This is a genomic window from Streptomonospora wellingtoniae (assembly GCF_031845375.1).
GTDB lineage: Bacteria > Actinomycetota > Actinomycetes > Streptosporangiales > Streptosporangiaceae > Streptomonospora > Streptomonospora wellingtoniae.
In genome coordinates this window covers 121194-131190 of the sequence record NZ_JAVREK010000014.1, presented here as the reverse complement: position 1 = coordinate 131190, position 9997 = coordinate 121194, and the positions used below count along the sequence as shown (strand labels likewise).

At 73.4% G+C, this 9997-nt stretch carries 7 protein-coding genes; 3 read left to right on the top strand and 4 right to left on the bottom strand.

Features of this window, described 5'->3' with window-relative positions; genetic code table 11:
- Nucleotides 1–207 precede the first annotated feature (207 nt).
- Together RM446_RS14790 and RM446_RS14785 are read right to left on the bottom strand one after the other, a co-directional pair.
- Entirely contained in the window at nt 208–1689 is a 1482-nt protein-coding gene (locus tag RM446_RS14790; protein WP_311545865.1) for an aldehyde dehydrogenase (NADP(+)), read from the bottom strand.
- A 280-nt stretch (nt 1690–1969) separates the two neighbouring features.
- Nucleotides 1970–2956 carry a hypothetical protein gene (locus RM446_RS14785; RefSeq protein WP_311545864.1) on the bottom strand — a complete coding sequence of 329 codons (987 nt, stop codon included), beginning with the start codon at nt 2954–2956 and terminating at the stop codon, nt 1970–1972.
- A gap of 404 nt (nt 2957–3360) precedes the next feature.
- Here RM446_RS14785 and RM446_RS14780 point away from each other — a divergent pair, with 404 nt between their 5' ends.
- Nucleotides 3361–4815: a GntP family permease gene (locus RM446_RS14780; RefSeq protein ID WP_311545863.1), complete on the top strand. Its 1455-nt coding sequence runs from the start codon at nt 3361–3363 to the stop codon at nt 4813–4815.
- Nucleotides 4816–5010: 195 nt separating this feature from the next.
- Here the strand turns inward: RM446_RS14780 and RM446_RS14775 are convergent, their stop codons facing one another.
- Nucleotides 5011–5781, bottom strand: coding sequence for an IclR family transcriptional regulator (locus RM446_RS14775; RefSeq protein WP_311545862.1), 771 nt, complete (start codon nt 5779–5781; stop codon nt 5011–5013).
- A gap of 227 nt (nt 5782–6008) precedes the next feature.
- Entirely contained in the window at nt 6009–7745 is a 1737-nt protein-coding gene (locus RM446_RS14770) for an IlvD/Edd family dehydratase (protein WP_311545861.1), read from the bottom strand.
- A 173-nt stretch (nt 7746–7918) separates the two neighbouring features.
- Between RM446_RS14770 and RM446_RS14765 the strand changes: the two genes are divergently transcribed.
- The gene (locus RM446_RS14765) at nt 7919–8749 is read left to right on the top strand and encodes an IclR family transcriptional regulator (protein ID WP_311545860.1); all 831 of its coding nucleotides are present in this window, start codon (nt 7919–7921) and stop codon (nt 8747–8749) included.
- Nucleotides 8750–9019: 270 nt separating this feature from the next.
- Complete coding sequence (locus RM446_RS14760; protein ID WP_311545859.1) at nt 9020–9958, top strand: fumarylacetoacetate hydrolase family protein; 939 nt, start codon at nt 9020–9022, stop codon at nt 9956–9958.
- Nucleotides 9959–9997 lie beyond the last annotated feature (39 nt).

Below are 9997 nucleotides of genomic sequence, written 5' to 3'. Positions count from 1 at the left end.
TCAACGCGATGTCACGCGGACAGATCTTGTATGAGTCACTCCGCCGCCCCGGCCCGCGGTGGTTCCCGTCGAAACCGCCGCGGGCACTCCCCATGATGAACCAATAGATCTTGTAGCCATCGTGAAGTAAAACGATTTCCGTTTACGATAGCTACAAGATCGGCGGTGATGAGGGGCGTCGGGCCTCCGGGGCGTCAGCCGCGAGCGTCAGGGCAGGCGCAGCTCGCCGTCGACGCGGCGGGGGATGCCGAGGGGGTTGCCGTCGCGCAGCGCCTGGGGCAGGTGGTGCTGGGGGACCTGCTGGTAGCACACCGGACGCAGGAAGCGGCGGATCGCGGTGCTGCCCACGGAGGTGTGCAGCACCGACGTGGTGGCGGGGTAGGGACCGCCGTGGTGCATGGCATGGGTCACCGAGACCCCGGTGGGCCAGCCGTTCCACAGCACGCGGCCCGCCCGGCGGCGCAGGCGGTCCAGCAGCGAGCCCGCCTGGTCGTCGCTGTCCTCGCCGTGCACGGCGGCGGTGAGCTGGCCCGGCAGGGCGTCGGCGACGTCGAGCGCCTCGGCCGGGTCGGTGTAGGTGACCACCAGCGAGACCGGGCCGAAGCGCTCTTCCAGCAGTTCGCCGGAGTTCTCCAGGAACCGCTTGGCCGTGGTGCGCACCAGGGACGGGGTCCACACCGGCGTCCCCTCCGCGTCGTCGTGTCGGCCGCCCTCGACGAGGACCTCGACCGCCTCGTGTTCGGCCAGCGACCGGTAGCCCTCGGCGTAGCCCTTCTCGATCCGCTCGTTGAGCATCGGCGCCCCCGGGCGCTCCCGGACGGACTCGGCCAGGGAGTCCACGGGGGTCCCTTCGGGCACCAGCAGCACGCCGGGCTTGGTGCAGAACTGGCCGGCGCCCAGGGTGAACGAGTCGGCGTAGCCGCCGAGGATCGCCTCGGCGCGCGTAGTCGCCGCGGCGCGGGTGACGAAGACGGGGTTGAGGCTGCCCAGTTCGCCGTAGAACGGGATCGGGTCGGGGCGGCCGACCGCGAGGTCGTGCAGCGCCCGGCCGCCGGGGATCGACCCGGTGAAGCCGACCGCCCGGGTGAGCCGATGCAGGACCGCGCTGCGCCCGGCCTCCTGGCCGAGGACCACGGCGAAGACGCCGTCGGGCGCACCGGCCTCGCGCAGCGCCGCCGCGACGACCTCGCCGGTGCGTACCGACAGCTCCGGGTGGCCGGGGTGGGCCTTGACGACGACGGGATTGCCCGCGGCCAGAGCGGAGGCGCTGTCGCCGCCGATCACGCTGAAGGCGAAGGGGAAGTTGCTGGCGCCGAACACCACCACCGGCCCCAGCGGCTCCAGGATGCGGCGCAGGTCCGGGCGCGGGCCGACCGGCCATTCCGGGTCGGGGTGGTCGACGGTGGCCTCCAGGTAGGCGCCGTCCTCCAGTACTTCGGCGAACAGCCGCAGCTGGAACGTCGTGCGGGCCAGCTCGCCCTTGAGCCGCGCCTCGGGCAGGCGGCTCTCGCGCCGGGCGATCGGTATGAGATCGTCGGCGGCCGCGTCGACGGCGTCGCCGACGGCGCGCAGCATGGCGGCGCGCTCGCGCGGCGCCAGGGCGCCGAACGACTCGGCCGCATCGGCCGCGGACTCCAGCGTGCGGTTCAGCTCCGCGTCGGCGGTGTCACGAGTGCCGGTCTGGGTCATCGTCTGCTTCCTCACGTTGGCGTGCGGACGGATGGGAATGCGCTTTCCGATTTTTTCCTACCACGGCTGCGCCGCGACGGGGGCGGCCGGAGCCGCCCCGATCAGGCCTTGCCCGCTGAGCGGCCCGGCCACCCGTTCGGGCGGGGCCCGGCGTGTGCGGTAGACCGCCATTCTCCCGCGCCGGCGCCGAGAGCTGCGAGCGGCGTCCGGGTGCGTCCTGCTCCCGCGGCGCGCTCGAACGCGGGGGCACGGTGCCCACCGGCGCGCCACCGGAGCCGCGTCATGCGGGGCCAGGGCCCCGTCCGGCGAACCCGGAGGGCGCGAATCGGGCGCACCCCGGCTGCTCGCGGCGGCCCGGCGAGGACATCCGCGGCGGGTCCGGCGTGCGCGCGAGCGCGTCCAGGCCCAGGCGGGCGCGGCGGACCCGTTCGCGGCAGGAGGCCGCCACGACCGCGCTGAGCTGCTCGCCCGCGGGGTAAACGTCGGGCGCGTTGCGCAGGCCGAACTTCACGTACACCGGCGCCGCCGCGCGGATGATCCCGGCGATCTCGTGGTGGCGGACGAACCCGCCGATGTTGTCCGGCGCCTCGACATAGAAGTCCAGGGTCACCGCGCCGGCCGCACGCAGCTCGGCCAGCTGGTGCAGCGTCAGGTCGGAGGGGACGTTGACGGTGTCGGCACCCAGGCGCTCCTGCACGGCCAGTGCCGCCGGGTTGACCGGGCCCGCCATCACCGAGACCTTCAGCTGCAGGTCGGCGGGCAGGTCGCCGCGGGCGCGCATGCTGTGCAGCACCCACAGCAGGCCCTCGTCGGCCACCAGCAGGCTGCGCACGCCCAGCGACGCCGCCCGCTCGGCCTCGGCCACGCCCGCTGCGAGTTGTGCGGCGCCCCTGCTGCGGGAGGAGGACGAGCCGGCGGCGCTGTCCCGCGCGGCGCCGATGTCCCAGTTGGCGCCGGGCCGTGCGAACAGGCACAGCTCGATGCCGGCCTCCGCGCACGTCCGCACCATCTCGGTGATCTCGCCGTCGGTCAGCATGGTCACGCCCGACCCCTGCGAGACCCGGTGGACCGGCACCTCCCACTCCCCGGCGGCGGACAGCACCGCCTGCAGCGCGTCCGGGCCCTCGACGCTGGGGATCTCCAGCCGCCAGGCGCCCCCGTCGGGAAAGGCCAGCGGAGAGGAGGGCGGGTCTGCGTCGGTTCCGGGCAGGCCGAGCGCGTCGAGCGCGGCGCGGCCGGGGGGCGGGTGCGGCGCGGAGTCGGTCATGGAGCTCCTCACGACGGGGGCGGCGGGTCGGGGACGGTGTCCGCGGCGCACGGCCGCGGGTCGTCCGCATCGGGTTCTATATATCGAACAATGTTCTCTATATCGTCACCGCACTTTACGAGTGACGTGCAGGCCGGTCAACGGGTGGTGTGCGGCATGCGCGACCGGTGATGCGCGCCACTGCCCGGGTTGACCTGCCGCACACCGCGAATCTATGGTGACGAAATAGCAGACATCGTCCGAAATATAGAACATTTGGGTCCGGCCGTGCATCGCCACCGCACGCCCCCCGCGATCAGCGGCGCCCCACCCCGCCCCGGCCCCCGCGCCGCGGGCGGACGCGCCCCCTCCGACAGCGCGCCGACGCGCGCCACCCCAACCAGCCCCCGGACAGGTCCCCATCCATGGCAGATACCGCGAACCTCCCCACGGCCTGGCTCCTCGCCGTCGCCGTGCTGTCCATCGCCACCCTGCTCTTCCTCATCATCAAGGTGCGACTGCACGCCGTCCTCGCCCTGATCCTGGTCAGCGCGGCGACGGCGCTGGCCACCGGAACGCCTCCCGGCAAGCTCGTGCCCCTGCTCCTCGACGGACTGGGCTCCACGCTCGGGGAGGTCGTGCTCCTGATCGGGTTCGGCGCGATCCTCGGCCGCCTCATCGAGGTCTCCGGCGGCGCCCAGGTGCTCTGCGACGGGCTCACCCGCCTGTTCGGCGAGCGCCGCGCACCGCTCGCGCTGAGCGTGGCCTCATTGCTGTTCGGCTTCCCGATCTTCCTCGACGCCGCCTTCGTGGTGATGCTGCCCATCATCTTCTCGGTCGCCCGGCGCATGGGCGGGTCGGTGCTGCTCTACGCCCTGCCGGCCACCGGCGCCTTCCTCGCCATGCACGCGCTGCTGCCGCCGCACCCGGGTCCGGTCGCCGCCACCCAGCTGGTCGGCGCGGACATGGGCGTCGTGGTGCTCACCGGTCTGCTGGTGGCCCTGCCCACCTGGTACGTCAGCGGCTACCTGCTCGGCCGGTGGCTGGGCGCCCGTAACGACGTGCCCATCCCGTCGATCCTCGGCGGTCCCGGCGCCGGGTCGGACGGCTCCGCGGAGCGCACCGGCACAGCGAACGGCGGCGGCTCCGGAGGAACCGCACCGGAGGAACCGGCCGCCCCGCCGCGCATGCCGGTACTGCTGTTCCTGCTGCTGCTCCCGGTAGTGCTGATCTTTGTCAACACCGGGCTGGAGACCCTCAGCGCCGCCGGCGCCGTGGACAAGAAGGCGCTGTGGGTGCAGTCCCTGCAGGCGCTCGGCCAGACTCCCGCCGCGCTGCTGATGACCGTGCTGGCCGCCCTGTACCTGCTCGGGTGGCGCCGGCGCGGCGACGGCGCGTCGCTGGAGCGACTCATCGACCGCGCGCTCGCGCCGGTGTGCACGATCATCCTGCTCACCGGCGCCGGCGGCATGTTCGGTGCGGTCATGGCCGAGAGCCGCATCGGCGATGCGCTGGCCGACGGGCTGGACGCGATGGGTCTGCCGCTCATCGTGGCCGCGTTCCTGATCGCCGTGGTGATGCGGGTGGCACAGGGGTCGGCGACCGTGGCCACCACGACCGCGGCCGGGCTGCTCGCTCCGGCCGTGCAGGCCGCGGGAGGGCACTCGCAGTTCGAACTGGCGCTGATCGTCCTCGCCATGTGCGCGGGCGGGATCGTGCTGTCTCACGTCAACGACTCGGGCTTCTGGCTTGTGCGCGGCTTCCTGGAGATGGACACGAAGACGACGCTGCGCACCTGGACGGTCCAGGCCACCGCCGTGGGTCTGATGGCCTTCGCGCTGGTGTGCGGCCTCTACGGGCTGTCAGTCCTGGTGCTCTGAGAAGCGCGTGCTCCGGCGGGCGCGGCATTCCGGCCGCGCCCGCCGACCGCCGTTTCGGCCGCGCCGCCAGAAACCGAAGCCCGTCGACCTTGTAGCCATCGCGAAGGCAATCGATCTCCGTTTGCGATGGCTGCAAGATCGACGGTGCTGTGGCGGGAGCGGTCGCCGGAGCACCCGGTGGCCGACAGGCCCCGCTCAGGCGCGGACGCGTCCGCCCAGTGCGGTGGTGAAGCGCCGCGCCCCGTCGGCGACCAGGTCCTCCAGCTCCGCGCGGCGCTCGTCGGACCAGCGGTGCAGCGGCACCGAGACGCTCACGGCCGCTACGACCTGGTCGGTGCGGTCGCGCACGGGAGCCGCCACGCAGCACACGTCGGGGTTGGACTCGCAGATCTCCACCGCCGTGCCCGCTTCGCGGACGCGCCGCAGCTCCTCCAGCAGCGCGGCCACCCCGGTGATGCTGCGCGGCGTCATCGGCTGGGGCGGCGTCCGGGCGAGCCGCGTGCGCAGCTCGTGCTCGGGCAGGGCAGCCAGCAGCACTTTGCCCAGCGCGGTGCAGTGCGCAGGGATGCGCCCGCCCAGGGTGGAGACCATCCGCACCGCGTGGGAGCTGTCGACCTTGGCGACGTAGACGATGTGCACGTCGTCGAGGACGGCCACGTGCGAGGTCTCGTTGCACGCCTCGACCAGTTCGCGGGCGGTCTGCCGACCGGTGCGCGCGGTGTCGAGGCCTTCGGCGTAGGCGCTGCCCAGCCGGAACAGCTGAAGGCCCAGCCGGTAGCGGCCGGGGATCTCGGGGTGGGGATCGAGGTACTGCCGGTCGACCAGGGTGTGCAGCAGCTCGTGCACCGTGGTGCGCGGCAGGTCGAGCGCCTCGACCACCTCCGGCGCGGTGACCGACTCCCGCCCGTCGGTGAACAGCTCCAGGATGTCCAGGGCACGCAGGAGAGCGGGGGTGCGGCGGGCCATCGGCGTGCGGTCCTCCCTGAGCGCGGCGGAACGCGCCCAGGTTAGGCTGCGGACCCGCCCGGGCGCGAACGCGGTTCCTTCGTCGAAGTATAGAACAATATTCGATATTTAGTACGCCCTAGTCAGGCGAGGGCGCCGGAGCCGGACCGATGGGCCCGCCTCCGGCGCCCTGGGGCCCGGCGGAGCCTCCCGCGGGTGCGCTCGCACGGGCCCCCGCGGGGCACGCGTCAGTGGGACTCGCGCGGGACCTCGTGGCCGCTGGAGCCGACCAGGAAGTCCAGGTCGGCGCCCCGGTCGGCCTGCAGGACGCGTTCGCAGTACAGGCGCACCCAGCCGCGGTCCGAAAGGGGGCGGGGCGGCGACCACGCGGCGCGGCGGCTCTCCAGTTCGGCGTCGTCGACGTGCAGGGTCAGCGTGCGCGCCGGAACGTCCAGGCTGATCTCGTCGCCGTCGCGCACCAGCGCCAGCGGGCCGCCCACGGCGGCCTCGGGCGCGGTGTGCAGCACGACCGTGCCGTAGGCGGTCCCGGACATGCGCCCGTCGCAGACGCGCACCATGTCGCTCACGCCCTGGTCCAGCAGCTTGGAGGGCAGCGCGACGTTGCTGACCTCGGGCATGCCCGGGTAGCCGGCCGGGCCGCAGTTGCGCAGCACCAGCACGGTGTCGGCGTCCACGTCGAGCTCGGGATCCTCGGCGACCGCGTAGTACTCCTCGGGCGAGTCGAACACCAGCGCCCGCCCGCGGTGCACGAGCAGGTGCGGGCTGGCCGCCGACTGCTTGACCACCGCCCCGGAGGGCGCCAGGTTGCCGCGCAGAACCGCGGTGCCGGTCCCGGCGGGCTGCAGCGGGTCGTCGATCGGCCGGATGACCTCGCGGTTGTGGCACTCGGCGGTGCGCGCGGCCGCCCCGAGGGGCTCGCCGGTCACCGTAGGCGCTTCGCCGTGCAGCAGCTCGCCCAGTTCGGCGACGACCGCGGGCAGTCCGCCCGCGTAGCAGAAGTCCTCCATCAGGAACCGCCCGCTGGGCATCAGGTCCAGCAGTGTGGGCACCTCGCGCGCCAGCATGTCGAAGTCGTCCAGGCTCAGGTCTACGCCCAGCCGCCCGGCGATCGCCAGCAGGTGGATGACGGCGTTGGTGGAGCCGCCGATGGCTGCGTTGATCCGGATCGCGTTCTCGAAGGCCTCGCGGGTCATGATGGAGGAGGGCCGCACGTCCTGTTCGACCATCTCGACGATGCGCCGGCCCGAGCGCTGCGCGGCGGCGTAGCGCCGGGCGTCCACCGCCGGCCACGTGGCGGCGTAGGCCGGCTGCATGCCCAGCGCCTCGGCCATGCACGCCATCGTCGAGGCGGTGCCCATGGTCATGCAGTGGCCGTTGGACCGCGACATGCACGACTCGGCGAAGGAGCAGTCGGCCTCGGTCATCCGCCCGGCGCGCACCTCCTCCTCGAACTTCCACACGTGGGTGCCCGAGCCGATGTCCTCGCCCCGGAACTTGCCGTTGAGCATCGGTCCGCCGGTGATCATCAGGGCGGGCAGGTCGGTGCTGGCGGCGGCCATCAGCAGGCCCGGCGTCGTCTTGTCGCAGCCGGAGAGCAGCACGACCCCGTCCAGCGGGTTGGCGCGCATCAGCTCCTCGGCCTCCATGGCCAGCAGGTTGCGGTACAGCATGGCGGTGGGCCGCAGCACCGTCTCGCCCAGGGCCATGACGGGGAACTCCAGCGGGAAGCCGCCGGCCTGCCAGACCCCGCGCTTGACCGACTCGGCGACGCGGGAGAGGTGGGCGTTGCACGGGGCAAGCTCCGAGCCGGAGACGGCGATCCCGATGACCGGGCGGCCGTCGAAGACCTCGTCGCTGAAGCCCTGGTTGCGCATCCAGGACCGGTAGAGCATCCCCGACCGGCCGCTCGCGCCGAACCAGTGCGTGCTGCGGCGGTCGGACCCGTTCTCGTCGGTGCTGGTCATTGCGGGCACTCCTCTGCGGTGTCGTGGCTGGCGGCGGGGATCGGCCCGTGGGCCGGCGGGCCCCGGCGCCCGGGTGCGGGCGCGGTGGTGTGGTCGGGCGCAGTGTGCGGCGGCCGCCGGTGTTCAGTATGTTGAACCCGCGGCGGGGTGCCGGAGGGCGGCTCCCCGCACCGATGAGCCGACACGCGCGGGAGGTGGCCGCGGGCATGGACGGAGCGGCGCAGGGTGAGCGCTCGCTGGCGCCGGCGGTCACGCGGGCGGCGGCCATCCTCGACATGCTCGCCGAGCGGCGCGGCCGGGCGGTCCCGCTCGCCGAGCTGGCGCGCGGGCTCGGGGCGGCGAAGTCGTCGGTCTCCAACGTCTGCAACGCGCTGGCGGAGGCCGGACTGGTGCGGCGCACCCCGGAGGGCTTCGGGCTGGGGCGCCGCCTCGTGGGCTACGCCGAGGCCTACCTGGCCGGCGTCGACATCGTCCGCGAGTTCCAGGACGTCTGCCGCGAACGCGAGGACTGTCAGGAGGAGACCGTGCAGCTGGCGGTCCTCGGCGAGAGCGGGCTGGAGGTCGTCTACCTGGCCCGGCGCGACGGCCGCCACCCGGTGGTCCTGGCCTCGCAGATCGGCCGCCCGCTGCCGGCGACGACCACCGCCACGGGCAAGGCCATGCTCGCCGAGCTGCCCCCGGCGGAGCTGGCCGCGCGGCTCGGGGCGGCGGGGCCGCTGGCGCACCCCACCTCCGAGTCGATCACCGACCACGACGAGCTGCGGCGCGACCTCGACGCGGTGCGCGAGCGCGGGTACGCCCTCGACTCCGGCGAGACCCTCGAAGGCCTGCTGTGCCTGGCGGCGACGGTGCCCGGCACCGCCACCCGCGGCCAGGCCGCGGCCGTGAGCTTCACCGGGCTGGCCACCGCCGCATCGGCGGGGCGCCGGCGGGAGCGGGCGGAGCGGCTGCGCGGCCTTGCCCGCGACCTCGGCGCGCGCATGGGCGCCCCCGAGGTCCGCTAGCGCGGCGCCCGCCGCGAAGCCCGTCCGCGGCACGGGCTCGCTCACAGCCGGACCCCCGGACGCGGCCCGCTGCACGTCGGCACCTGTCGTTCAACATGTGGAACGAAAGTCAGCATGATGAAAGGGACGTTAAGCGGCGGTTGTGGCGCAGGTCAAATTCCCGCCCGGGGGTGATGTACGGGAGTGGTCGTTCGGTGTTACGTTCAACATGCCGTTCGCTGTTCTGTATGTTGAACGGCTGTGGAGTCGAGCGACGGAAGGGTGCGAACAGTGCGCGGGATTCTCCGCTTCGCCGATGCCGACGGGCGTGTGCGCGTAGGACTCGGAGACGACGATGACGAGGCCGTCGTGCGTCCGTTCCCGGACGTGCGCGACATGGCCGACCTGCTGCGCAGGCCGCTGGCCGAGATCCGCGAGCTGGCCGCGGCCGCCTCCGGCGAGCAGCTCGCCGCCCGGCTGGCCGACGTCACCGTCCTGCCCCCCGTCGACGGCGGCACCGAGGTGTGGGCCGGCGGCGTGACCTACGAGCGCTCCCGCGAGGCGCGCGGCGAGGAGAGCGACAGCGCCGACCTCTACGACCGCGTCTACGACGCCGAGCGCCCCGAACTGTTCTTCAAGTCGGTGGCCTGGCGGGTGGTGACCGACGGCGAGCCCATCGGGGTGCGTGCCGACTCCGAGCTGGACGTACCGGAACCCGAGCTGGCGCTCTTCGTGAACGCCCACGGGGAGATCGTCGGATACGGCGTCTGCGACGACGTCAGCTCCCGTTCCATCGAGGGCGAGAACGCCCTCTACCTGCCCCAGGCCAAGGTCTACGCCGGCGGCTGCGCTCTCGGCGCGTTCATCAGACCCGCCTGGGAGCTCGACGACCCCCGCGCAGGCGTCGTGCGGATGAGCGTGCTGCGCGGCGGCGAGGCGGCGTTCACCGGCGAGGTCGCGCTTGCGGACCTGCGCCGCAAACCCGAGGATCTGGTCTCCGGTCTGTTCGACTGCTACCCCTTCCCCGACGGCGCCGTCCTGGCCACCGGTACCGGAATCGTGCCGAGCATGGACTTCACGCTCCGGGAGGGCGACGTCGTCGACATCGGGATCACCGGTGTCGGCTCCCTGCGCAACACCGTGGTGCGCGGTCAGCGGGCGCTGGACTGGCTGGTCGCCGCGCGGAGCGAGCCGGCGCTGCGCGGTTTCGGGGTCCCGCAGCCCGAGTGAGGTGGAAGCGGAGCGCTGCTGCGGCGGGGCGCGTGCTCC